Source organism: Pseudoalteromonas sp. MM1, from assembly GCF_030296835.1.
GTDB lineage: Bacteria > Pseudomonadota > Gammaproteobacteria > Enterobacterales > Alteromonadaceae > Pseudoalteromonas.
On the sequence record NZ_AP027923.1, the window covers coordinates 37,598 to 62,526 of the forward strand.

Annotated in this window: 22 protein-coding genes; 9 read left to right on the plus strand and 13 right to left on the minus strand. The window is 41.4% G+C overall.

Going from position 1 to position 24,929, the window contains the following annotated elements; genetic code table 11:
* Positions 1 to 99 precede the first annotated feature (99 nt).
* A complete protein-coding gene (locus tag QUE46_RS16810) occupies positions 100 to 1,305 on the plus strand; it encodes an anhydro-N-acetylmuramic acid kinase (protein WP_286248679.1) in 1,206 nt (401 codons plus the stop codon).
* Between the two features lie 27 nt (positions 1,306 to 1,332).
* On the opposite strand, the gene QUE46_RS16815 is transcribed toward QUE46_RS16810, so the two are convergent.
* Positions 1,333 to 1,818 carry a hypothetical protein gene (locus QUE46_RS16815; RefSeq protein ID WP_286248681.1) on the minus strand — a complete coding sequence of 162 codons (486 nt, stop codon included), beginning with the start codon at positions 1,816 to 1,818 and terminating at the stop codon, positions 1,333 to 1,335.
* 818 nt (positions 1,819 to 2,636) lie between these two features.
* Between QUE46_RS16815 and QUE46_RS16820 the strand changes: the two genes are divergently transcribed.
* From QUE46_RS16820 to QUE46_RS16830, 3 genes are all read left to right on the plus strand, one after another.
* Entirely contained in the window at positions 2,637 to 3,017 is a 381-nt protein-coding gene (locus tag QUE46_RS16820; protein WP_286248682.1) for a hypothetical protein, read from the plus strand.
* A gap of 671 nt (positions 3,018 to 3,688) precedes the next feature.
* Entirely contained in the window at positions 3,689 to 4,057 is a 369-nt protein-coding gene (locus QUE46_RS16825; RefSeq protein WP_286248684.1) for a DUF2200 domain-containing protein, read from the plus strand.
* Positions 4,058 to 4,163: 106 nt separating this feature from the next.
* A complete protein-coding gene (locus QUE46_RS16830; RefSeq protein ID WP_286248686.1) occupies positions 4,164 to 5,045 on the plus strand; it encodes an NAD(P)-dependent oxidoreductase in 882 nt (293 codons plus the stop codon).
* Between the two features lie 342 nt (positions 5,046 to 5,387).
* On the opposite strand, the gene QUE46_RS16835 is transcribed toward QUE46_RS16830, so the two are convergent.
* From QUE46_RS16835 to QUE46_RS16850, 4 genes are all read right to left on the minus strand, one after another.
* The gene (locus tag QUE46_RS16835) at positions 5,388 to 6,479 is read right to left on the minus strand and encodes an OprO/OprP family phosphate-selective porin (RefSeq protein WP_286248688.1); all 1,092 of its coding nucleotides are present in this window, start codon (positions 6,477 to 6,479) and stop codon (positions 5,388 to 5,390) included.
* A 1-nt stretch (position 6,480) separates the two neighbouring features.
* On the minus strand, positions 6,481 to 7,068 hold the full coding sequence (locus QUE46_RS16840; protein ID WP_286248690.1) for a DUF4956 domain-containing protein: 588 nt from the start codon (positions 7,066 to 7,068) through the stop codon (positions 6,481 to 6,483).
* Between the two features lies 1 nt (position 7,069).
* Complete coding sequence (locus QUE46_RS16845) at positions 7,070 to 7,987, minus strand: polyphosphate polymerase domain-containing protein (protein ID WP_286248693.1); 918 nt, start codon at positions 7,985 to 7,987, stop codon at positions 7,070 to 7,072.
* Positions 7,988 to 8,064: 77 nt separating this feature from the next.
* Positions 8,065 to 10,620, minus strand: coding sequence for a CotH kinase family protein (locus QUE46_RS16850; RefSeq protein ID WP_286248695.1), 2,556 nt, complete (start codon positions 10,618 to 10,620; stop codon positions 8,065 to 8,067).
* Between the two features lie 128 nt (positions 10,621 to 10,748).
* Between QUE46_RS16850 and QUE46_RS16855 the strand changes: the two genes are divergently transcribed.
* Positions 10,749 to 11,207: a thioredoxin family protein gene (locus tag QUE46_RS16855; protein WP_286248697.1), complete on the plus strand. Its 459-nt coding sequence runs from the start codon at positions 10,749 to 10,751 to the stop codon at positions 11,205 to 11,207.
* 137 nt (positions 11,208 to 11,344) lie between these two features.
* A complete protein-coding gene (locus tag QUE46_RS16860; RefSeq protein WP_286248699.1) occupies positions 11,345 to 11,815 on the plus strand; it encodes a hypothetical protein in 471 nt (156 codons plus the stop codon).
* 61 nt (positions 11,816 to 11,876) lie between these two features.
* On the opposite strand, the gene QUE46_RS16865 is transcribed toward QUE46_RS16860, so the two are convergent.
* Positions 11,877 to 12,755 carry a LysR family transcriptional regulator gene (locus tag QUE46_RS16865; RefSeq protein WP_286248700.1) on the minus strand — a complete coding sequence of 293 codons (879 nt, stop codon included), beginning with the start codon at positions 12,753 to 12,755 and terminating at the stop codon, positions 11,877 to 11,879.
* A 137-nt stretch (positions 12,756 to 12,892) separates the two neighbouring features.
* On the opposite strand from QUE46_RS16865, the gene QUE46_RS16870 reads away from it, so the two are divergent.
* Positions 12,893 to 13,969 (plus strand): YeiH family protein, encoded by a 1,077-nt coding sequence (locus QUE46_RS16870; protein ID WP_286248701.1) that lies wholly within the window; start codon positions 12,893 to 12,895, stop codon positions 13,967 to 13,969.
* Between the two features lie 221 nt (positions 13,970 to 14,190).
* On the opposite strand, the gene QUE46_RS16875 is transcribed toward QUE46_RS16870, so the two are convergent.
* Complete coding sequence (locus tag QUE46_RS16875) at positions 14,191 to 15,498, minus strand: DASH family cryptochrome (protein WP_286248703.1); 1,308 nt, start codon at positions 15,496 to 15,498, stop codon at positions 14,191 to 14,193.
* Between the two features lie 130 nt (positions 15,499 to 15,628).
* Positions 15,629 to 17,356 carry a DUF885 family protein gene (locus QUE46_RS16880; RefSeq protein WP_286248704.1) on the minus strand — a complete coding sequence of 576 codons (1,728 nt, stop codon included), beginning with the start codon at positions 17,354 to 17,356 and terminating at the stop codon, positions 15,629 to 15,631.
* A gap of 216 nt (positions 17,357 to 17,572) precedes the next feature.
* On the opposite strand from QUE46_RS16880, the gene QUE46_RS16885 reads away from it, so the two are divergent.
* Together QUE46_RS16885 and QUE46_RS16890 are read left to right on the plus strand one after the other, a co-directional pair.
* The gene (locus QUE46_RS16885) at positions 17,573 to 18,160 is read left to right on the plus strand and encodes a DUF4202 domain-containing protein (protein ID WP_286248706.1); all 588 of its coding nucleotides are present in this window, start codon (positions 17,573 to 17,575) and stop codon (positions 18,158 to 18,160) included.
* A 39-nt stretch (positions 18,161 to 18,199) separates the two neighbouring features.
* On the plus strand, positions 18,200 to 18,703 hold the full coding sequence (locus QUE46_RS16890) for a zf-TFIIB domain-containing protein (protein WP_286248707.1): 504 nt from the start codon (positions 18,200 to 18,202) through the stop codon (positions 18,701 to 18,703).
* Between the two features lie 57 nt (positions 18,704 to 18,760).
* On the opposite strand, the gene der is transcribed toward QUE46_RS16890, so the two are convergent.
* From der to ispG, 5 genes are all read right to left on the minus strand, one after another.
* On the minus strand, positions 18,761 to 20,227 hold the full coding sequence (gene der / locus QUE46_RS16895) for a ribosome biogenesis GTPase Der (protein ID WP_286248709.1): 1,467 nt from the start codon (positions 20,225 to 20,227) through the stop codon (positions 18,761 to 18,763).
* Positions 20,228 to 20,301: 74 nt separating this feature from the next.
* Positions 20,302 to 21,480, minus strand: coding sequence for an outer membrane protein assembly factor BamB (gene bamB, locus QUE46_RS16900; RefSeq protein ID WP_286248711.1), 1,179 nt, complete (start codon positions 21,478 to 21,480; stop codon positions 20,302 to 20,304).
* A 10-nt stretch (positions 21,481 to 21,490) separates the two neighbouring features.
* Entirely contained in the window at positions 21,491 to 22,111 is a 621-nt protein-coding gene (locus tag QUE46_RS16905; protein WP_286248713.1) for a tetratricopeptide repeat protein, read from the minus strand.
* Between the two features lie 19 nt (positions 22,112 to 22,130).
* Positions 22,131 to 23,411 (minus strand): histidine--tRNA ligase, encoded by a 1,281-nt coding sequence (gene hisS / locus QUE46_RS16910; protein ID WP_286248716.1) that lies wholly within the window; start codon positions 23,409 to 23,411, stop codon positions 22,131 to 22,133.
* A 395-nt stretch (positions 23,412 to 23,806) separates the two neighbouring features.
* Positions 23,807 to 24,925, minus strand: a complete 1,119-nt coding sequence (ispG, locus tag QUE46_RS16915; RefSeq protein ID WP_055016093.1) for a flavodoxin-dependent (E)-4-hydroxy-3-methylbut-2-enyl-diphosphate synthase — start codon at positions 24,923 to 24,925, stop codon at positions 23,807 to 23,809.
* Positions 24,926 to 24,929 lie beyond the last annotated feature (4 nt).

Here is a 24,929-nt window from a genome sequence, read left to right on the forward strand (position 1 = left end):
AGGGATTGCACAATCTCAAAGATTAACCGTTTACGCCTATAACTTTGTTTTAAAGTACTCTAATATAAGCAAAATATGATACCTGTTTAAGATACCTTTATGCACCCACACATAGCCGCCCTTTATAATAGCGCCCAAAAGCCAAGCCGTTTAATTATAGGTTTAATGAGCGGTACCTCGCTAGATGGGCTCGATGTAGCACTGTGTAAAGTAACGGGGGCGGGTATAAATACTCAAATTGAAGTTTTAAACTTTACCACCGTTGAGTATAACAACGAGTATAAAACTAAAATAAAGCAGGTATTTGCTAAACGAGAGTGCGATTTAGAATTAGTAACCTTACTGCACCCGTGGGTTGGTAAACTCCATGGCGATATGGTTAATCAGTGCTTACATACTTGGCAGGTAAATCCGGCAAGTATTGATGTAATAGCCAGCCACGGGCAAACAATTTACCACTGCCCACAGTCGCAGCATAATCATAAAAGCTTTACTAATGGCACACTACAAATTGGCGATAGCGACCAAATAGCCGTTACTACCGGTATAACAACAATTGGTGATTTTAGGCAAAAGCACATAGCAGCAGGGGGCGAAGGTGCACCGCTTGCGGTATATGGTGATTACTTATTTTTTGCAAACCCCAATGAGAACCGCATTTTATTAAACATGGGTGGTATTGCTAATTTAACGTTTTTACCTAAAAGCGGTGATGCAAATAGCGTATTTAGTAGCGACATAGGCCCAGGTAACACCATTATGGATGCGTACGTACAGCAGAATTTTAAAGGCATGCACTTTGATGATGGCGCTAAAATAGCTAGAGCTGGCGAGGTTAATTCACTCTTATTAAATGCATTGTGTAGTAACGCGTTTTTTAAGCTTGCGCTGCCTAAAACAACGGGGCCTGAGGTATTTAATTTAGCGTATTTGCATGCTGCTCAGCTGCAAACAAATACACAGCACTTAAGCCATGAAGATGTAATGGCAACTTTAAATATGTTTAGCGCGGCGGCAATTGCAAATGCATTAAATGAATGCGCGCAAAGTGCTAACGAGTGTGTGGTGTACGCAAGTGGTGGCGGTATTCATAACCCGTTATTAATGGCGCATCTTAATGCGCTGTGCCCAAGTATAAAAGCGTTTAAAAATACTGATGATTTAGGCATAAACCCCGATGCCAAAGAAGCCGTACTATTTGCTATTTTAGCCAACGAATGCCTAGCCGGTGAGCAGCAACACCTAAATAACACTGCGCAGGGTATTGCTGGAGTTACTATGGGTAAAGTAAGTTTTGCAGATTAAGCTTTTATAAGTTCGTATACCAACACACTAAAAAAACGAAAATAAACTTGAGCTCATATTACGAAAGTATTTTTTAACGCCATGGGGCTTAGTTTTGCTTTTAAGGGCTTGCTGATTTTTATAACCAGCCTCAAACGCATTTACTTGCATATCAAACTGTAAACTATTTTTTAAAGTGGTGTTTAAGCCATGCAGCATTAATTGCATTACTAAGCAGTGGCTTTGGGTAATTTTACTTAATGTTAAATACACATAACCGCGTTCTAAATCGGCATTATTCAATGTTTTTTCAGTAAAATATTGTGCATCACGCGCACTAGGATACGTTGCGCTCAACGAAATAATATCGTTTTCGTGGGCGTCGTCAGGCAATACGCATTGCAGCGTTATTTCATGCATAGCACTGGCTTGCAAGGTTAACTGCTCGTATTCCATTGTGTGGCCCATCGCCGCAGAGAGAGGATCTTCAAAAGACTGTAACGCAAATGTGAGTTGCGTCATTGGTGTGCTCATTTACTTCAACTTCTTAGATTATAAAAAATACAGTTCGAGTTTAAATTATCACCTATTTTGATTGCAGTTTTATGACAAGTTGCACTTAATCGGATAATCGCTTTTTTTTTGATCAAAAAAGGATCTTTATTGTTCTTTCTCATTCAACTTTGGAATAGTTTGTCACACATCTTGAATAAAGAGCCATATGTGGCAAGGCCTATAGCGGTGGGGTGTTGTTCCTTTTTTGGGTTTTTCTCATAGACCTTTCTTCATAGGGAATAGAGTTTGGTTTTTAGGCTTAAACTAATTAAAACACCAAGTAGAGATCCTAAATAAATATTCATACTTATCTTTTTTGATTTAATAATGTATGGATAGCGGTTTATTCTAGTAACACATATTAAAGGAGTGTCCTGAAAGTCAAGCTACCTGACATTAAATATGTAGTAAGTCGGCTATGAGCGATAACCGCTCATTGAGACCAAAGTAGAGCGAACGAGTTAGCAGCTAGGTAGCTGCTTAAAATCAATGAGTTAACCTGCTTAACTGCTCAGGCTAGCGGCCCCTGTACGTGTAAAAAATATAATTGCTTATTAAGGAAAATTTAGGTGTAATGAATACATAATAAGCACTGAGCAATGCAGGGAAAGTTTACATAACACTAGCTTAGCTGATTAAATCAGCGAGGAAAGTGAGAGCCTCCAAAAAGCAAATTCCCATAGCATAAACAACACCAACTCTGACACACCGAGCAGGTAGCGGCTCAGTCCAACAAGCGATCATGCAACACAAACAGCGTGTCGCATAAATACTAAAATGTTGGTTTTGAGGAATTCATGCTATCTATCGCTGAACAAAACAAAGAAGTGTATGTAAAGTCTTACTGTCAGAATTGGTTAAGGCTGCTCTCTCTACAAAAGTTCAACGAAGCCCAGAAACTATTGGATTGTCCAAACAGCTACGGAGAAACTTGGACTGAAGCCAAATTAATGTTTGCTGTACAGGAATATTACAACAATACATCGCCAGTAACATTCCATAATGAAGACCTTTCCAAATGTTTTCCTGAATATTTTGAAACCGAATCTGGAAACCTAATTTTTGGTTTTTATCTTCCGTCTAATAGTGAGATTACGGATTTAACCGTGGAGTTTGAGTTTATCCCGCAAGGTAATGGATTTTATGTAGCAACTATCAACGACGTCCATGTGTTGTAATAGGCACGCATATAACAACTCGCTCACTTCGTTCGCTGGGACGCCTACACGCAGGGTGGCTTCGCCATTATGCCCTATGTGCCTGTGCCCGTTATTGAAAAGTTGAGGCTGTAGAATTACTCTTTTTAGGAAGGTATCCTACTATTCTTTGTTGCTTTTAACCTTGAATCCATCTATTCACTGTGATCTAATAGATATTATTCACCCACGGTAAACTGTTATGGCTAACTATAAGCCTGACTTATCCTGTCAAAAATAAATTCATTCCTATCAATTTCGCTGAGCAAATTTTGCCTGGCACATTTGAATATGCCCTTTGTTAAATTGTCGAAAATAAAATCGATTTATTGGGATTTGACGCGTGGTATAACAACGACAAAACGGGCGCGGCAAACATTGCCTTGTTCATAATATATAAAAACTGCGAAACACGATGCATTAAGAAGAGAAAGCCCTTTTAACCTAAAATAAAGCCACTTCAACCCCCGTAATTCCTTCCAAAAAACCAATTAAAACAATATCAAACACTTCTATATTCTGTGTAAAAATACAGTAATCAATTGAACCAAAATAGGAACTCAGCTATGGTCTATTTATCAATAAAAATAAATAAAAAACGAGTTAATCTACGGGCTCGGTATATGCAATGAAGATGAGGGTAAGGATTTAAAATGGAAGACGCACAAAAACAAGATGAGCAAATTGCACGCATGGTTTTTGCAGACATTTACCCTTTGTACGTTGCAAAAATAGAGCGAAAAAATCGAAGTGAAGAAGAGCTTCAGGAAGTGATTTTATGGCTTACGGGGTACAACAAGACAGTCCTGCAAACAATGATAGATAGTCAGGTCACATTTACAGAGTTTTTTGCAAAGGCGACGCTCAATCCAAATGCAAAACTAATAACAGGAAAAATCTGTGGTTATAAAGTTGAAGGCATTAAAACGCCTTTGACTCAGCAAGTAAGGTATCTAGACAAGTTAGTAGATGAACTTGCCAAAGGAAAAGCAATGGAGAAAATCCTGAGAAAGCCAAAATAGCAATGTACGCATATAACAAGGCCAAGCAATATCGTTCGCTATGCACTCTGACAGATTTGTTGGTGGCGTTAGCTGCTTTGAGGTCAATCATTAGTAAGGTGTCATAGTGAGAATTTTAGTAACAGGCTCTGCGGGTAGAGTCGGGCGTGCAATCTATATTAAATTAATGCGCACCCATGACGTGGTCGGCATTGATAAAACGCCTTGCTCAACAACTGATTACATTGGCGATATTCTTGATAGTGATTTGATTGATCGGGCTCTTAAAAATGTTGATGCCGTCATTCATACAGCGGCTCTTCATGCTCCCCATGTTGGTTTAGTACCTGATTCAGCGTTTCAATCTATCAACGTAGGCGCGACCGAAAAACTTGCCCTGGCTGGATTAAAAGCAGGTATTAAGCACTTTATTTTTACCAGCACTACTGCATTGTACGGCTATGCTTCGACACCTAAAGGTATTGCAGGTTGGGTTAATGAAGACGTTACTCCTCAACCCAAGTCGATTTATCATAAAAGTAAAATTGCGGCTGAAGCTAAGCTAGAAGAAATTTCAAAGTTGTTTCAGCTTCCAGTTACTGTGCTGCAAATGTCGAGATGCTTTCCTGAACCTGCGGATTTAATGGCAGTATTTCGCCTTACTCGTGGCATAGATGCTCGCGATGTAGCAAACGCACATTTATGTTCTGTGGAAAAACGCTTAAGTGGTTTTAATCGTTTTATAATCTCAGGCGCTACACCTTTTCAACTTTCTGATTGTGAAGCTCTATATACTGATGCTGCATCTGTCATCGAGCGTCAATGTCCTGACATCGCCCTAGCATTTAAACAAAGAAATTGGCAACTACCCCAGAGATTGGATCGCGTATATGATTCATCGTCTGCATGTGAGAAATTAGGGTGGTCACCTATACATAGTTTTAAAAGCGTTTTGGAAATGCTAGATACTGAAACACCAGAAGTATTGCCAATTTCTAAACGCAGCTAACAAAGCAATTAAGAATGATTCGGCATGGGCAGCGTTTTTACTATGCATTGGTTTTAACATTAGGCAAGGCGAGTTCGCCCTCAGTACACTTTTTTAAAAGTTTTTACTTTTCCCCTAAACCCGTTTGCAAGTTTAGTTTATCGATAGCTGCCTGTATTAGCCCATGGCCCATCTTTTATTCACTAAGTTTCACTGTAATTAGTACTTTAAAGCTAGTGGAGTAAGTTCCAGCTTGATAAGTAACTTTCAGAGACTGTGTAATAATATTGTTTATAACAGCGCTATTAAAATAGCCCTGTGTTAAACGTAACGTGTAACACAGGGGCTAAACACTAAAGCGCATTAAAACGAATATTGCAGCCTTAATGAGATTGCATTACCCGATGTGATAGTACCGCCAGCCTCAAAGTAGTCGGCTTTAATGTAGTCGGCCATAAATTTTATGTTTTTGTTTACGGTGTAGTTAACGCCAAGGGCGTAGGTTTTAGCGTCTTGGTTTTCTTGCTTGAGCTTAAGTAAGCTATAGCGGCCTGTAATTTCCCAGCCTGGCTCTGAGCTTGCGCCTAGTTTTGCGTTTTTATACTTGCGGTATCCGCCTGATAGCTGATAACCAAATTGCAAATAGCCGCCTTCGTAATCGTTAGTTGTATTTTCAATACTGGTTACTTGTGCTTGTTGCCACTCGGCCATCATGGTAAATCTGTCTTTTAGCCATAGTAGCTCTAAGCCTTGTTGCGAAAGGCTATCGGCATTAATTTTATCGCCTTCTATTAATGAGTCGGCGGTATAAACTTCAAGTGGTTCATTTACTCTAAATTCGTTGCCATCATACTGCCTTTCACTAAATGCAACCCCAAGGTGTAAAAGGTTAGTATCTTGCTGCCATGGCACCCAAGCTAAACGCCCTGTAATAGCAGACGTTGCTTCGTTTTCATCGGGCTCGTAATAACCTAGTTGCCAATTTACTGAGGCTATGTCTCCCGATAGGCTAATACCTAAACTACGCCCTGGCGAAAACGCTTCACTTATCATGCTGCGTTCAAGCATTAATAAATTACGAGAGCTGGTTAGTTTTTCTAGGCCAAACCCTTCTTTTTGTTGACCTAGGGTTAAATCGGCATATTTCCAGCCAGAGTATTTTAAATAGGCGTCTTTTATTTCGGTTTCGCCATCGGCAAAGCCAAGTTGAAATTTACTTTTCCAGTCTTTGCTTATGTCTGATTTAAAACTTAGGCGTGCGCGGCGTATTTCTGAGGCACTTTCTGAGCTGTTGCTGTCGTATTGCCCCTCTAACAAAGAGGTATCAAACTTGTTGTAGTCGAGCATGATATAGCCGCTTAGGTCTATGTCGTCGTTAATTTTGGCAAATGTTGCGTTACTAACAAGGCAAAGAGCTGAAAGTGCCGCATAGGTAATCGTTTGTTTAGAGGTCATGTTAGGCTGCCTTTGTTTGTTTTTCGGCTAAGTAACTTACTTTTAGTTGCGCTACGTCTCTTAAAAAGTCGATGTGTTCTATATCTACGGCAACGACGTTTAGGCCCGTGCGCTGTTTTAAATCATCGATTAGTGTGGCTTGGTTTTGCGGGGTTATGTTTTCTATGCGCTCGTAGCAAACGCTTTGTACTTCGTAGCGTTTTACAAATACGCTTGAGTCAATCAAAAAGGCAATTAAGCAAATTATGCCATTAAGCATGCTTAGCTCAATTAGGCTCATTTGCCCTACAGAGGTAAGTAATGCAATGGCGGTAACGAGGAATAGGTAGGTCATCTCTTTAATCGAAATAGACTCAGTGCGGTACCTTAGCATGGTAAATACAGCAAATAGGCCAAATGCAAATTCCATCGACATATCAACGCCGTGCAGCAAAAAGGTAATAATAAAAACGCCTACGCCAAATAAAATAAACGAGCCTGCCACCACTGCATTTTTACTAATCCGAAAGTAACAGCCATAGCAAAGTACAGCCAGCGATAGGATGTTTACTAAAAAGCGGGAAAGAAAAATAAGATCTAATTTTGTCATTTTAATTATTCTCTAAAGGTAAAAGCGGGTTAGTGCGGTTAAGGTGTTTTAAACGGGCTAAAACAGGTTTAAAGCGGTTTACTTTTAAGCGCTCAGGGTAGAGCAAAGCACAGCCAATGCAGTATTTACTAAACGAGGCCGGAAATATGTGGTGTTTGCTCATAAGCTTATAAAATGGCGAGTGTTTTGTTTTTTTATTTTGCTTAAGCTCGGCAATAAAAAAGCCCGGTAAGGTTATTTTGTTATCGCCTTTTGGGGGGTTGTACCACAGGTTAAAATCAAGCGTTAAGCGCTCTGCTTTTTCTTCGTTGGCTAGGGCTATGCGGTTATAGCCGCTTTGCTGGGTTACATTTAAATGTGCAAAGTTGTTTTTCATTTGCTCTTTAATAAACGCCGTGCTGTTAGCTTGCTGGTTGTTAGTTTGCGCGAGCTTTATACGCGTTTTTACTGTGCGGCTTTGGTTGTTTTTTAGTTTTACTTCTAGGTATTCGGTGGCGGTATCAACGTAGCGCCTTTGGCGTACTTTGTAGCGATTAAGCTTACCGTTATGGTGGGCTTTATATAAATCAAGTTCGGGCGTATCAAAGTACTGATTATAGTAAGAAAATAAACGCTTACCTTGTATATCAAGTACCCGATACTGGCCTTGTATATGAGTAAGTAGCTCAGGTAAAAAAGACAGTGGTAGCATAAACTTGCTATCTACACGGTTCATTAAATTAGCATTATTAAGATCGTTTAATCCGTAACCTTCAAACGGGGCGAGCAACTCGTTAATTAAGCTTGTTAATGAGCCTAGCGCATCTGGTTTTTCAGGCTGAGCCTGCTTATTTTTAGTGTTTATAGCAGTAATTGCTACAGGTGAGATTGAAGCGTCCTTTTCAAAAAGTTCATCCTTAAAACGTGCTTGAATTGTCATAATTTTCTCAGATTATTAAATTGCAAAGTAATAGAGTGCAGTGCCAGCGTGCTGACACCGCATGTAGGATGGGTTGTTTATCTAGAGCAAAATCCGCTGCCATCACCCGCTGAGGGCAATGTGCCATCGAGCTGCGCGGCCATATTTGCTACGCGATACTCCATAAAAGACGTTAAGCCGTAAAACTGCCCCGTTGTAGAGGTAAGGTTTTGCTCAAAGTAGGTTGAGCCATAAAAGCTGGTTGGGTCGTTTTGTACGTGCTCACGAATTAGGTCGGCTATTTCATTGACGCGTGCGTTAAATGTGTCGCTTGAAAGTGAGCCATTAATAAGCTGTGTTAAGTAACTGTGGTACACATCAAGGTTGCTTTGCTCGGCAAATACATTAGCAATTAATGGGCGCTCGCTTAATGCGCCGCTTACAGGCTCATCAATGTAGAGCTCTCTTACATCTACGCTATTACAATCCATGTTAAATGTGCCGAATGACTCGTTAAAATCCCACGGCAAAATGCTAAATACGCCATCGTCATCGTAAATATAATAGTTATGTGCAAGCGGCCCGTGGTAGCTATCTAAATTAGAAAGCGAAGTACTTACCGACATATAACGCAGCAGCGTGTCTACCTCTATGGCGCTGGTTTCGCCGTTATCGAGCGACTCTACAAAGTTAATAAATGCGCCGTTATCGGTGGTTTCTTCGTTGGTTTGTAGGTTTATATCGGTGTAGCTTTGTATGTCGTCACCTAGCCATAGTAAATCGCTGCCTGTGCCATCTGGCTTGTATAAATCGCCGTTACTGTTGGCAAAGTGTTTTTCAATAAATTCGCCATCTACGGCTTCTACCATTAAGTACAAACCAAATAGTTCGCCGTTTACATAAAAGTTAACGTAAGCATGCTCAGGGGTAGGTACACCCATTTCGTCCATTAGGTTGTAGGCAATTACTTCACGCATGTACGACGGGTCGTTAAACGAGTTTTGTAGTGTGAATTTTTTTAGCCCAAAAAACGTTTGCCCCGACACATATTCGTTAATATCAACCTTAAAGCTGTAACGGTCGCTGCTTGAGTTGGCAACGCTGCTTAAGCTTGAGCCGCCTTTTGTGCGAATGGCTACGCTATCGAGTGTTACCCCGTTAAAGGTAATAGCGGTTTCGTGATATTCCTCATCAAGTGGGTTATCTAGAATGTCTTGCCAGTTTTCGTCGGTAATTGTAATAGAAAGCGTATTAACGGCCGTAGGTGTAAAGGCGGTTGCAACGGTATTTTCACTGCTTGGAGTCGGTGTTAAAAACGCATGAGTAAAGCCGGTACTATTACTTAGGCCGTAACTAAAACCTGTGGTTACATCGCTTTCGTCCCAATCAATGTAGTCAATTACTTCATCGTTGAGTATTAAGCTTAGCTCGTCTTCTTTGCCTAGTTTAAAGGGTACGTAGTAAGTACCTGGATCTTCATCGGTGGCATAAATAGTAATGTATTGGCCTGCGTATAAATCTATGTCGGGCAGGGTTACTGGGTCTATGTCGTCGCTTTCATCAATAACTTGGTAGTTGGCTAAGTTAATTGTATTTTCGCTGTTATTGTATAGCTCAAACCAGTCGTTGCCATCGTCTGCGGCGCTTGCCACCACTTCGTTAATAACGAGTGGCCCGTGGGTTGCTTGGCTGTTTGAGCTAAGCGCTGTTGGAGTGAGTACCGCAGTTGCATCGCTGCCATCTGGGTAGCGGCCATAACTGTAACCACTTAGTGCTTGGCCTTTTTTCCATGCGAGTTGTTCTATAATTACGTTGTTACTGTAAAGGCTTACGGTATCGCTTGCGCCTAATTTAAACGCTACACTTGGCAGGTCGCCTAAATCATCGGTGCTTGCGTAAATACGGTAAAACTCACCAGGCGATAACGTAATATCAGGTAGAGCAAATTGCTCGTTATTGTCATCACTTAGTGTGTAATCGGCTAAATAAACATCGCTACTGCTTGTTACATAAAGCTCTATCCAGTCTTCACCGCCGCTGCTATCTTTTGCTACTACTTCGTTTATACGCAGTGGCGCATCTTCAGCAATTAGTGTGGTAACAAGTGTAGAGGTGTCGGCAGTTTGGTTAGCTGCGCCTTCTGTTGGCGTTAATGTTTGCGCTGTACCGGTACCATCGGTGTATAGGCCATAACTAAAGCCTTCAGCGGCTTCGCCTTCTTCCCAATCAAGTACAGACACCGCAGTGTCGTCCTCATATAACGTAACCGCATCGTCGCTCCCTAGTTTAAAGGTAACGTAGTAACCGCTATCGGGCGGTGTGTCGGTTTCATCAATGGCTTGAATAACAATAAATTCACCTTGCGAAAGCGATACAGCAGGTAAAGCTTGAGGCTCTCTGTCGGCGTTATCATCAACAAGTGAAAATACCGATAGGTCGGCTATATCTTCAGTGGCGTATAGCTCAATCCAGTCGTAGGTGGTATCGCTTGGGCTTGCGACAATTTCGTTAATAACTAAGCCTGTTGAGGTGGTTGTTGATGATGAGTCAGTTTGCTCTGTGCTGCTATCGGTTGTTTGCTCAGTACCGCCACAGCCATATAAAAATGTAGTAGAGGCAATAACTGAATAAAATATAAAGGGTTTTATATTCATGTATGCATGCTTATTATTTTATTAAGGTGGGCAAACTATAAAAATACAAGGTGCAAACAATGTGTAAACATTCAGTAATATTCAGTATAGTAAACTTAATTACTCACTTTAAAAGTTACCTTAACATTATGTTTAAACAATTAATTTTATTATGCGCGTTAAGCATGCCGCTTGTAAGCTGCGCTGCTACGGCGCCATTTTCGGGCGAGATAAGTACGCAAGCACTGTTAAGCGATTACGATAAGTTTAACAAGCAATACAAAGCGTTTGCACCAACCGATCAAGATATAGCCCTAATGCAAAAGCTTGCAGGCAAGGAGCTAATTGTATTATTTGGCACTTGGTGCCACGACAGCCAGCGCGAAGTGCCAAAGCTGATTAAGTTACTTGAAGAATCTAAGGTAGAACTTGCAAGCATTGACTATGTGGCTGTGGGTTACAACAAACGCGATGATGCAGGCATCGCACAGGCGCACGACTTACAATACACGCCTACGTTTGTTGTTAAACAAAATGGTAAAGAGTTAGTACGCGTAATTGAAAAACCAACAGGTACATTAGCGCAAGACTTAACGCAGGGCTTGTGAGTAGAGCTTGGAAATATGAGAGCTTACCGGTTTAGCTGATAGGTTTATAAGTTAGCTGGTGGGCAGTTATGTATATGTATAGCTCTTGAGTATTTTAACTTGTGAAGTCGAGGTTTGGCTCCTTTGGCTGAGCCAAAATGGGAATTCAGCTATGGTTTGTATATCAATTAAAGCAAATAAAAAACGAATTAATTTACAAGCACGTTGTGGTATTTCTTAATATGCCTAAGGACCTACGTAAAAATTTGATTGCTGCGATTCTTAGCCCTTTAATTGTATTACCAGTCCTTGGCTTTTGCTATTTGTATGCGGGTATCGAAAACTATACTTCTGTTAGTTCATTAATTTCAGGTGTTGGTTTTGGTATATCAATAGGGATGGGAAGTTTATTTTATTTTTATCCTTTAATGTTCATTTACGGATTACCTATTAGCTTATTACTCCAAAAGTTAAATTTATTTAAATTACCGGTAGTTTTAATCTTAAGCATACTTCCAGTTTTTTTACTTAGTCTATTTAGTGAATTTAATCGTGAAACATTGGTTGTACATTTATTAGTACTTTCAATAGGCTTAACTAGTTGGCTTATATATAATAAATTAAAGTAACACCACTACAAGCGATTAATGTCACACAACCTTTCTCTTACTGACTTACAGCACAGAACCTCTATTCACTAAACAGGCTTTTTTCGAAGGCTTGCGCAGCGTGTGAAGACGGTCTGTCTTTATAATGCAGTTGATACAGTGGCCGAGAGAGTTGCTCGTTATTTTTTTGGCTCAGGCGTGTTAATTTACCTAGCTGTACTAAATCTTCTGTGACTACATTTGGCAATAAAGCAACGCCCATACCTTGCGCAACAGCCCTGGCTATTGCTTCGTTGCTGCCTAATTGCATACTTTGCTCTGCTTGTATGCCGTGCTCTGCTAATAACTTTACCGACATTTCTAACGTGCCAGAGCCTGGCTCGCGTAATAACCAAAACTGCTTATTTAACCATGCTTTTAAGTTTTTAGTGGGCTTAAAGTTGCTCGGTATAACGACACTCATTAAATCGTTTTGCCAGTGCTTACTAATAATATGCGGCTCGGTAGGTGTGCCTTCAACCAGTGCTAAATCTATAGTGCATTCAAGTAATGCATGCTCAATTTGTGCGGTATTAGCCACTTGTACTTCTACTTTTATATGCGGGTACTGCGCACAAAATTTGGCTAAATAGGGTGGTAGCCAATAGCTGGCAATGGTGGTGCTGGTGCCAATAACGAGCGTGCCGCGCTTAAGCCCCGTGCGCGATTTTATATCGTCAATGGCGGCTTTTTCTATAGCAAAAATACTACGGGCGTGATCATACAAGGCTTGGCCGCCTTCGCTTAAGGTGAGCTTTTTACCTTTAGATGCACGTTCAATAAGTTGAATATTTAACTGATGCTCTAGCTCTTTTAAAGCCTTTGATACAGCAGGCTGGCTTATAAAAAGCGCCTCGGCTGCGCCTGAAAAACTACCCAATTTAGCCACTGTATAAAACACCCGAAGTGCATGTAAGTTCATTGTATAACCCTAAATTGCATAACCCTTAATTGTATAACCTTAAGTTATCAAATCATGATTTTAATGTATTGGAGTTATATTTTGAGCTTTCTTACAATTAAGTCAACACATCAACATTGTTTAATTGAGGGAATAGTATGCTTAGCGCTATTAAAAATGGGTTTCAACCTTTGGGTATTAATACTAAGCAGTACAGTGACTCTCGCTGGTGGCTAGGTATGCTGCTGGTGGTTATTTTAGCGGGGGCATCTGTTGCATTAAGTAAGTTACAAATAATGCAAACTGCGCAATTTAGCTCACTCACTATTGGTATTGTGCTTGGCATTATTGTGGGCAACAGTGTGTTTTCGCGCATTGCTACGCAAACCGATGTAGGTGTTGATTACGCTAAAAGTATATTACTTAAAGCAGGCGTTATTTTATTTGGGTTTAGAATTACCTTTACGCAAGTAGCGGGTGTGGGCTGGAGTGGCTTACTAACCGACATTGTTATGCTTGTTGGTACGTTTATATTAGCAGTTCAACTTGGCAAACGTGTATTTAAGCTTGATGAGCAAACAACTATATTAATAGGTGCGGGTAGCTCTATTTGTGGCGCTGCAGCGGTAATGGCAACAGAACCCGTTATAAAAGCACAAGCGCATAAAGTATCGGTAGCGGTGGCAACGGTTGTGGTGTTTGGCACGTTAAGTATGTTTGCCTACCCAATAATGTTTGATTATATGGGGTTAAGTGAGCACGCATACGGTGTTTTTGTTGGTTCAACCATTCATGAAGTTGCGCAAGTGGTTGCAGCGGGTACCGCGGTAAGCGCCAATGCAGCCGACACCGCGGTTATAGAAAAAATGCTACGCGTAATGATGCTTGCGCCATTTTTAGTAGGCTTATCGTTTTGGCAAAGTAAAAAGCATGCAAACATAAACGCACAGGGCAGCGAGCATAAATCGGGAATTACAATCCCTTGGTTTGCGGTGTTATTTATAGCGGCAAGTGGGATACATTCGCTCCCTATAATTCCGCAAGTGGCTACAAGCGCCATTGTATGGTTTGATAATATATTACTTACCATCGCGATGGTGGCTTTAGGTTTGCGTACACATGTTGGCGCTATTCGCCAAGCAGGTATAAAACCACTGTTATTAGCAGGTTGTTTGTTTTTGTTTTTAACTTTGGGTGGCTTTGCCATTAATGTGGGCATTGCGCAGCTGTTTTAAATTTTGGATGAATAACCTGAATTCTGGTTAAGAGATTTAAAAACGCTATAAATAATAACGATATTTAAGCTTGTTTCTCTCTAGCTAGAAATTTTTGGGGAAAACAAGGCGAATTTACGCGTCAAGAGCTGGCCTATTGCAAGTAAATTCAACGCAGTTAGCGCTAAAAATAGCTGCTTGAGATAGATTTATTATCCAGAACTCAGGTTAACTAGATTGGCTTAAATAGGCCAGTCTACTTCGTTTAAGTGATCGAGCTGCTGTGTTTTATTACTGTGCCCGTGCCATTTATTGGTGTAAGTGCCATTTGAGTCAAACTGCGCAGTTTGCTTTTGTATATTAAAGTGACGACCGCCACGCGGATCTACCCCTACACCGGCTATGTATTGCCAGTTGCCCCAGTTAGCCGCTACATCGTAATCAATCAATTGTTGTTCAAAGTAGGCTGCACCGTATCGCCAATCAAGGCAAAGCTCGTTAACTAAGCAGCTTGCTGCAATTTGCCTTGCTCGGTTTGAAATGTAACCCGTAGTGTTTAGCTCTTTCATAATGGCATTTACAAGCGGATAAGGCGTTGTGCCATTACACCAAGCAGCAAAGCGTGTAGGTGTAAAAGTAGTAAGCGGTTTAGTTTGTTTTTGCCCTTTAAAGCTAAACAGGCTGTTACCTGCTTTAAGTGCGTGCCATTTAAAATACTCTCGCCATAGCAATTCAAATTTAATCCAATAAGTCGACTCGTTTGCCGTATTGCTTTGTTCGTAATTTTCTACGGCTTTGTAAACTTGTTTTGCACTTATACAGCCAAAGGCAAGCCAAGTACTAAATTTGGTGGTGTTGTTAAAGCCATCAAGCTCGTTGCGAGTCGTTTTATAAGTACTTGGCATTGCGCCAGCAAAATACTGTTTTAAATGTGCTTGCGCGCTGTTAAGCCCGCCATGCATTACGCCTTTGTTTGTTATACGTTCTATAGGTTTTTTAGCGCATAAAGTTATTGGCTGAGGGAGCAAACCGTTTGGCAAAGTTGTTGGTGTAATGGAGTTATTGGCGGCCTCTACCTTTTTACGAAACGGGGTAAAGTGTTTAGGTAATTCGCTTAATTCAAAGGGGAGGTCGCTTTGGTTATAGAGCGTGTCTTGCTGCGACCCTGTAAATTTTGTATTTGGGCAATGTGCTTTGAGTAAGTTTATTTGGCGTTGCTCATACAGGCCAAATTGCTCGCTGTATACCACTTCATCAATATTTTGCTCATTTATACGCGCTTTTAAAAGCGATACGGGTTCGCCTTCAAGCACATGCAGGGTTTGCCCGCGCTCAATAAGTGCTTGTTGTAGTTCGTACAAACTTTGCATTAAAAACTGCTGCTTATGTATGCCGTAAGGTTTTTGTTGGTAGTTACTATTTTTAAACCAGTGCGGGTTTATAACAAATACAATATCAAGCGCACATTGCTGCAGCGCAAGATCACTAAAAATGGGGTTGTCGGCTAGGCGTAAATCGTTTTGTAGCCAATATAAAATGCGTTTGCTCATACTTCTGCTCTGGTTTTTGTAATCATTAAGTTTACGAAGCAAAAGCGGGTAGGGATTAGTTTTGAGGTGTTTAAGAGGGTTTAAAAAGAGGCGATTATTAAACCGCCTCTTAGTTTATTGAAGTATTGTTTTAAATAGCCGATTTTTGTTTTGCTATCCAATCGTTTATTACGTCTTCAAGTACTGCCATAGGGAGCGAGCCTTGGCCAATAACGGTGTCGTGAAAGCTGCGTATGTCAAATTGTGGGCCGAGTTCTTTTTCGGCTTTTGCACGCAGTTCGCGTATTTTTATTTCGCCCATTTTGTAAGAGAGTGCTTGGCCTGGCCATGAAATATAACGATCTATCTGATCTTCTACGGCGCTTTGTGGCAATGCCGTGTGACTGGCTAGGTAATCAATTGCTTTTTGACGGCTCCAGCCAAAGGCATGAATACCGGTATCAACCACTAAGCGCACTGCACGCCACATTTCGTAGCCTAAACGGCCAAAATCACTGTACGGGCTTTGATAAAAACCCGCTTCTTTACCTAAGCGCTCTGTGTATAGTGCCCAACCTTCGCCAAATGCAGAGTGGCTAAGTGTGCGTCTAAATTCGGGTACATTTAGCTCCATAGCAATAGCGTTTTGTAAATGATGCCCTGGTATGGCTTCGTGCAGGCTGAGTGCTTCTAAATTATACAAAGGTTGCAGTTTAGGTGTTGAGGCTAAAAAGTAAGTACCTGGTGAGCGGTTGTCGGCCGGTGGCATATAAAACGCGCCACGACTTGCTGAGCCTTTTATAGTAAAGGTGTTACGCGGTAAATGGCCAAAGTAAGTGGGCAATTTGCCATACATTTTTTGTGTTATAAATGCGGTTTTTTCTAGCAGGTCTTGCGCGTCTTTTGCGTAAAATTGCTCATCGGTTGCTAAAAATTCTAAAAACTCACTATAGGTGCCATCAAAACCTACTTCATCAATAATATTTTGCATTTTCGTTTTTATACGCGCCACTTCTTTAAGGCCTAACTCATGTATTTGTTTAGGTGTGGCGTTTGTTGTGGTGTAGTAATTAACCGTGTACTTGTAGTAATCAAGCCCGCCTTCAACGCTTGCAATACCAGGCTGCGCTCTACAATGTGGCATATAGTCATTCTTAAAAAAGTCGTAAAAATGCTGATAGGCAGGAATTACTTTATCTTTAATTACAGCTTGGGCTTTTTGTTTTAAGCTTGCTTTTTGTGCTGTACTAAAGGTACTAGGTATACGAGTAAAGGGCTCGTAAAGGGCGCTGTTTTCGGGGTTTTTAACTATGTGCGCGCTAATGCTTTGGCTGTAATTTTCAAAGGTTTTACAGTAATGGGTAAAGCCTGTTTTTATTCCTTCTTTCATTAAATCAATATTTTGCTGATTAAAGCGTGGGTAGTCGGCAAGGCTGATTAAAAATGCGTTGTAATCATCAGCTGTTAAAAAAGCCATATTAGCGGGCGCTTCTGCAAAGTAAGTATGCCAGCCACTTAAAAAATTAACCGGAAAATACTTATCTTGATAAAGGTAGCTTTGCTGCTCGGTTTCTCGCTCATATTTAAATAAGCGGTAGTTCATTAGCTGATCCTTGTTGAGCGTTTTTGGGTCAATGTTGGCTAAGCTTTTTAGTACGCTGTTGTTATAAGCTTGGCGCTTTGCAATGGCTTGCTCGCTCCAATTTGGTAATGTGCCGTTTGGTTTCCAACCGTCTGGGTCGGTTCGAAAAAATATTTTTTCAGTTTTGGCATTTTGCCAATGGTTATCAATAATGGTTTTTAAATCGTTGTTACTGTCGGCAAGGCTTGGTAGCGAGGTGGCTGCTAAGCAAATAGCTAAAATACGTTTTTTAAACATAGTCATCCGTTATTGGCGAGTTAGTCGCGCTTTTTTATTTTAATTTGTGTTTAATATAGTACCAAGTTAACTAAATCAATGCGCTCACTTTTACAGCCCATATTTAGTGGTTTTATTTTTGATTGAACAAATTTCACTGCATAACTGATTGGCGTACTAGTTTATTGTTTTATCAGCGTTTAGAATAATTAAAACTTATTATAAAAAATGACCGTCATGTTTAATAAAGTAATCGCCCTAATTGATGAAGCTAACAACCAAGACCCAAACACTGAGCAATTTAATGGGGAGAGTGTTCCTAAAGAATATTTATACTCACAGCGTATGAGCGATATGCTTAGCCGTTTTAACCCAGGTGCTGACGAGCAAATGCAAATTGCAGTGCGTGGGCAGCATATACAACGTTGGAAGTCGCCCCGTAGTGACTTTGCAATGAACAAGCAAGGCTATCATCAGTGGCGCAGTGCACTTTATATATTTCATGCAAGTACTGTTGTAGCGCTTATGCAGCAAGCTGGGTACGGTGAGGCTGAGCAAAACCGAGTGTACGATGCAGTTGCTAAAAAAAATATTAAACGTAACCCCGACAGCCAATTAGTAGAAGATGTAGCTAGCCTTGTATTTATTGAGCATTACATGCTCGGGTTTGCTAATAGCAAGCCTGATTACGATGAGCAAAAATGGATTGGGATTATTCGCCGTACATGGCAAAAAATGTCAGATGACGCGCATGAGTTTGTATTGGCTGGCCATATTACATTGCCACCACCGCTTGTTGGGCTTATTCATAAAGCACTTGAGTAAAGTAGTGTAAGTTAAGTATTAAAATAAAAGGATTTTAGAATGTTATGCCCACGCACAAATACCTCTCTTGAACCGTTATTAATTGGCGGTATCACTGTTTATACCTCAGCGCAAGGCGGCGTGTTTTTTGATAACAGCCAAATTTTTAAGTTTAGCTCGCCTGAGTTAAAGCATGGCCAGGTGCTACTTAAACATTTAAGTAACCTTATTGAAGGTGAGGGCGATGTATCATCGCGAGTAAATTGCCCAAAGTGCCCAAGTATAGTGATGATGCGCCGGTATTTCTCACCGCTAAAAGTGGTTGAAATAGACGAGTGTCCAGGTTGCGCTGGCATATGGCTTGATAGTGGGGAGCTTGCAAAAATACACGAAAACCATTTAACACCCAAAGAGAGAAAGTTGTTAGCCCACGAAATGGCAACCAATCATGGGTTTATAACTATTAAGCCGCCAAAGTCCAAGTATTCCTCCAAAGCGCCTAAAAATACCCAAGGCACCACTGTTGAACGGCTTGTGCAATTGGCATTACTTAATCTCCAATAAAAAACGGCGTACTAAAAAGTACGCCGTTTTTTTGTAATAAATTAACGCTTATGCAGTTTATTTATTACGGTTTTCTTTTGCAAAGGCACGTATTTTACGTTTTTGCGAAAGCGTTACTTTGTTAGTACGCCCTGCAAATGGGTTATCACCTTCTCTAAATTCAATTTTGATTGGGGTACCCATAATTTTGAGTGCTTTACGGTAGTAGTTCATCAGGTAGCGTTTGTAGCTATCTGGTAAATCATGAACTTGGTTACCGTGAATTACAATGCGTGGCGGGTTATAACCACCGGCATGCGCATATTTAAGCTTAACACGACGACCACGAACAAGTGGCGGCTGGTGATCGGCCTGTGCCATGTCCATAATACGGCGAAGCATTGCGGTGCTAATACGTTTAGTTGCTGACTCGTACGCTTCATCAACCGACTCAAATAAATGGCCAACACCTGTACCATGAAGTGCAGATATAAAGTGCAAGCGTGCAAAATCAATAAAGCCTAAACGGCGATCAAGCTCTGTTTTAATGCGGTCTTTAACGTAGTCGTCAAGCCCATCCCATTTGTTCACAGCAATAACCAATGAACGACCTGAGTTAAGCGCAAAACCTAATAAGCTTAAGTCTTGATCAGAAATACCATCGCGGGCATCAACAACCAGTAATACTACATTTGCATCTTCAATTGCTTGAAGTGTTTTAATTACTGAGAACTTTTCAACTACGTCGCTTACTTTTTTACGCTTACGAACACCTGCGGTATCTATTAAAATATATTCTTTGTCGTTACGGGTCATCGGAATATAAATAGAATCGCGGGTAGTACCTGGCATATCGTATACAATCACACGTTCTTCACCGAGTATACGATTTGTAAGTGTTGACTTACCTACGTTAGGGCGACCAATAATAGCCAGTTTTACAGGTTTGTCTGCAAAGGCTTGGTGATCTGTATCGTCGCCTTCAGCTTCTTGGTATAAATCGATTAACTCTTCATCGTCATCAGCAACATCTTCATCAAGCGCGGCCAGCTCAGCAATCACAGGTTGTAGCGTTTGTTCAAGCAATAGTGTTATGCCACGGCCATGCGCTGCTGCAATATGATGCACTTCACCTAATGATAGTTGATAAAATTCAGCACAGTTTGAGTCGGCGTCTATCCCGTCAGTTTTATTGGCAACCACAAAGCTTTTTTTCTCTTGCTTTCGCAAATGATTAGCAATGGCTTGATCTGCAACGGTCATGCCTACGCGGGCATCAACTAAAAATAACACAATGTCGGCTTCTTCAATGGCAAGTAAAGACTGGTCGGCCATTTCGGTTTCGATGCCTTCTTCTGAGCCATCAATACCACCCGTGTCTACCACGATAAATTCATAGCCATCGTAATTAGCTTGGCCATATTTTCTATCTCGTGTTAAACCTGGAAAATCGGCTACGAGTGCATCACGAGTACGTGTTAAACGGTTAAATAATGTGGATTTGCCCACATTGGGTCGCCCAACTAGAGCGATCACGGGAAGCATAAACTACCTCTTTAAAAAACAACAAAAGGCTTCGCAGTGCGAAGCCTTACAAAAAACCTTTAAGTGTTAGCTAGTTAGTTAGGTATGTTTACCACACTAACTTCACCATCACGGGTGTATAAAATTAGCTTATCGTCGGCTACAACGGGTTCTACAAAAAAGCCTGAGCTGTCAAATTCTTCACGAGATACTAACTCGCCAGTGTCTTTGTTTAGCCAATGCAGGTTACCTTCTTGGTCGCCTAAAGCTAAGTGGCTACCTGCAACGGCAGGGCCTGTAAGGTACCAACCACGTAGAGCGGGTTGGCTCCAACGTTCAATACCTGAATTTTTATCTAATGCGTAAATTACGCCATCACTATCTACTAGGTAAATAGTTTGTGCATCCATCGCTATTTCGCGGTAGCTGCTGTATTCACGCTTCCATACTACATTACCTGAGCGAATATCTACCGCTGCTAGATTACCGTTATAAGCAATAGCATAAGCGTAAGGGCCGCTAATAAGTGGTTGCGTGTCTACATCAACCAAACGCTCAAATTCTGATGCACCTTTAGCTACGGCAATTTCTGCACTCCATGCTGAGTAACCGCTTTCTGAAATTAGTACGCTCAGCTTGCCTGTTTCTAAGCCCATTAACACACCACCGTTTGCAACTGTTGGCGAGCTTTGGCCGCGCAGTGTAAGTGGAGGTACTTCTTGTTCAAAGTTCCAGCGTTCTTCGCCTGTATCTGGGTGCAGCGCTAATAATTTACCCGAGCCTAAATTAACAAAAATTAAGCCATCGCCAGCAGCGGGTTTAGATAGTGCTTCGCCAGGTACATTTTTACGCCATACTTCTTCACCCGTTTCGCGGTCAAGAGCAATAATAAAGCCGTGCTCAGAGCCTACGTAAATTTTACCATAAGCTTGTAATATACCACCCGATAATTTTGCTGTGCCATTATCTGACCATGGCCAAAACGATAGGTTTTCACGTACATCGGTTTCCCATAACGTGTCACCATTAGTCAGCGAAAGCGCTTCAATTTGGCCTTCACGGCTGGCTACAAAAACAGTGTCTTTGTATACAGCAGGCGATAAGCGAGAAAAATAATGCTCTACACCACTGCCAACCGACTCTTGCCATACTACGTTTGTTTCAAACTGATTAACAATTTCAGGGAGTACCAACTCGTCTTCGTCATCGCTTGATGAACAACCCATTAGTGTTGCCATGCACAGTGCTAGAGTTGCTGTTGTTATTTTTTTCATACCTAAAACCTTATGCCGCTGGGCTAGTTACTGCTAGGTCGTCTAATTTAATTTGTAATAAAGGGTTTGTTGCTAACCCACCTGCATCGGCAGCGGCTTGATACGCAGTGCGAGCTTGGTCTTTATTACCTTGTGCAATGTAAATATCGCCTTTAAGCTCAGCTACATTGGCATTATATGCCTCTGGTAGTGGTGAGTTTAATGTGCTTAGCGCTTCGTCAAACTTACTTTGCGCAAGTTGAATACGGGCTAAACGCGTAATTGCGATGGCTTTAAGCTCTTCGCTTTGGGCGTTTGTAACAATCCAGCTTAGTTTTTCGCTAGCTAAGTCTAATTTTTTTGCATCAACAGCATCTTTTGCTGCAACAAAAGCGGCTAAAGTTGCATAGCTTGTGTCTTGATTATTTTTAATAAATGTATCAGCTGCGCCTAGTACATCATCACCCTGCACAAGTGTTGTATATTCGTCAGATGCTTGCTCAGCAGTTGTAATTTGGTTTTGGTTATATGCTTTCCAGCCGTATAAGCCACCTAAACCTACAATTACACCTAGCGCAAGTGATATACCGTTTTCGCGAAAAAAGCGCTTAATGGCTTCTGCTTGTTGTTCTTCTGTTGAATAAATGTCCATTACTACCTCTTATGTTAGCTTAGCTATTTATAAGCTCAGCTAATAGCGCTTTAGCTTGTTCTAATTCTAGTGTGACTTGCTCTTTACGCTCGCGTAAATATTTTATGGTCACAACGCCTTTTTCTAATTCATCTTCGCCAATAATTACGGCAACAAGTGCATCGCTTTTATCAGCTCGTTTTAGTTGTTTTTTAAAGTTACCGCCACCGGCATGTACCATAACGCGTAAACCCGGTACGTCGCTGCGCAGTTGCGCTGCAATGGCAGGGGCTTGAATACTTGCTTTGTCACCCATTGCAGCTAAATATACATCAGCATTGCGACGAATGTCACCTACACACTCAAGGGCTTGAAGTAACAGCACTAAACGCTCAAGGCCCATTGCAAAACCTACCGCTGGGGTGGCTTTGCCGCCAAGTTGCTCAACTAAGCCATCGTAGCGCCCGCCGGCACATACTGTACCTTGTGCGCCTAGGCTATCTGTTACCCATTCAAACACGGTGCGGTTGTAGTAGTCTAAACCACGTACTAACTTTTCATTAACCGTATATATGACGCCAGCTGCGTCTAAACGTTCACATAAATTTGCAAAATGTTCTTTTGATTCAGCATCTAAATGCTCAGACAATTTAGGTGCATCCACTAAAATTGCTTGCACGTCTGGGTTTTTGCTGTCAAGTACACGTAATGGGTTTGAGTACATACGGCGCTTTGAATCTTCATCAAGCACGTCGGTATGTTGTTCAAGGTAGGCTACAAGTGCATCGCGGTAATCAGCACGGGCTTCGTTAGAGCCCAATGAGTTAAGCTCTAAACGAACGTGTTCGTTAATGCCAAATGCTTTCCATAATTGCGCGGTAAGTAATATAACCTCTGCGTCTATATCGGCTGTGGCAATACCAAATGTTTCTAAACCAAATTGGTGAAACTGACGGTAGCGGCCTTTTTGCGGGCGTTCATGACGAAACATCGGGCCCATATACCACAGACGCTGCTCTTGGTTATAAAGCAAGCCATTTTGATTACCTGCACGTACACACACTGCGGTGCCTTCTGGGCGAAGGGTTAGCATGTCGCCGTTACGATCGGCAAAGGTGTACATTTCTTTTTCTACTATATCGGTTACTTCACCAATAGAGCGCTTAAATAAGTCGGTTGATTCTACAATAGGAAAACGAATTTCTTGATAACCGAACGAAGCTACTGTCTCGCGTAAAATGTTTTCTACTTTCTGCCAAACTTGCGTGTCGCCCGGCAGACAATCGTTCATACCGCGAACTGCCTGAATTTGTTTTGCCACTGATAAATCCTAATTACTGTTTATGTGTAATAAAAAATGCTTACACAACAAGAATGCTAAAAATTGACCCGTCATTATATACCCAAATGACCCCATGATGCGAGCGTCGTTGGAATTAAAAGCGATTTAGGCAAGGCATTGATTGAAAGTAATAGTGGTTCTATTGTTAAAATCAATAACGCAGTATAAATCGCTTTTAAACCAACCCGTTGGGCGGTTCACAGACACTTACTCTCATCGTTGTTACTTTTTAAAAGGGATTGCCATTCTTGCAAAGTAACGCCTTGATATTAAGAGCCTGTGAAACGCTGAATTCTGTATCTTGGGGTCGTTTGGGTATCCTCTAGCTATAAAGGTAAACGCCAAACAGCGTGGTTTGGCGCTTTATACGGTATTTATTCGACTATTTTTATGTCGATAGGTGTTTGCTGCTCTTTTTGGGCAATAAAGTCGCGTACGTAGCCTTCGAGCTGGTCAACAATGTTGTTGTTATCTATACGCGCTTTTTGGCGCTCGCCATTAATGTATAAACCTGAGCGGCGATTTGCACCGGCAAGGCCAATATCACTAACAAGAGCTTCACCTGGGCCATTAACTACACAACCAATCACCGAAACAGACATTGGCTCAACCACATCTTCTAGGCGTTCTTCAAGTTGGTTCATGGTGCTTACTACATCAAACTCTTGACGTGAGCAGCTAGGGCAGGCAATAAAGTTAATACCGCGTGAGCGTATACGCAGCGATTTTAAAATATCAAAACCTACTTTGATTTCTTGAACTGGATCGGCAGCAAGTGACACACGTAGGGTGTCGCCAATCCCTTCGGCAAGTAACATGCCTAAACCTACAGCCGATTTAACCGAACCTGAGCGCATGCCGCCGGCTTCGGTGATCCCTAAATGCAGGGGTTGATCTATTTCTTTAGCAAGTAAGCGATAAGCGCCTACAGCTAAAAATACGTCTGATGCTTTTACCGATATTTTAAATTGGTCAAAATCAAGGCGGCGTAATATATCTACATGGCGCATTGCTGATTCAAGTAATGCCTCGGGAGTTGGCTCGCCGTATTTTTCTTGTAGGTCGCGCTCTAATGAGCCGCCATTTACACCAATACGAATAGGAATATTATGCTCGCGTGCTGAGTCTACAACGGCTCTAATACGCTCTTCACTGCCTATATTCCCCGGGTTTATACGCAGGCAATCTACGCCGTATTTTGCCACTTTTAACGCTATGCGGTAATCAAAGTGAATGTCGGCTACAAGCGGTATACTAACTTGCTCTTTTATACTTTTAAACGCTTCTGCAGCATCCATTGTTGGTACAGATACCCGCACTATGTCGGCGCCGGCATCTTGTATTGCCTGAATTTGCGCTACCGTGGCATCTATATCTAGGGTGTCGGTATTGGTCATCGACTGCACGGCAATAGGGGCACCGTCACCAATAGGCACGTTGCCTACATTGATGCGGGTTGATTTTCTGCGTTTAATTGGAGATTCTGAAAACATAGCG